General features: G+C 59.6%; 1 protein-coding gene and 1 rRNA gene. Both read right to left on the bottom strand.

Features of this window, described 5'->3' with window-relative positions; translation table 11 throughout:
- On the bottom strand, positions 1-95 hold a 95-nt coding region (locus tag MRBLMD1_RS05475), incomplete at its 3' end, for a leucine zipper domain-containing protein (protein WP_364398057.1).
- Between the two features lie 166 nt (positions 96-261).
- Positions 262-334: ribosomal RNA gene (gene rrf / locus MRBLMD1_RS22005) — 5S ribosomal RNA — on the bottom strand; the annotation flags it as partial.

Raw genomic sequence — 334 nt, 5'->3', positions numbered from 1 at the left:
TCCTTCGCCACGTGAGCGACGGGACGGCCGGCGAGGACGCGCTCGACGAGGATGCGCCTACCATTCCGGGTCAGGCGGGCATTACGGTGGGACATGAGGACCTCTTAGTCGTTGGCTGTGTGTGGTAACCACCAACCTAAGAGGTCCTCACCTATTCACGATGTAACCAACGTCCTGACTCAGTACACCTAGTGCGGTGTTTTTCGGGTTAAATGTGGGAGGCCCCAACCGTGTGGTTGGGGCCTCGACCATTAATAGTTGTTCCGGCGGTGACCTACTCTCCCACACCCTCCCGGGTGCAGTACCATCGGCGCTGTGGGTCTTAGCTTCCGGG

The organism is Pseudarthrobacter sp. LMD1-1-1.1 (genome assembly GCF_040676255.1).
In the GTDB taxonomy this organism is placed as follows: Bacteria; Actinomycetota; Actinomycetes; order Actinomycetales; family Micrococcaceae; genus Arthrobacter.
This window is presented reverse-complemented; position numbering and strand designations above follow the sequence as displayed.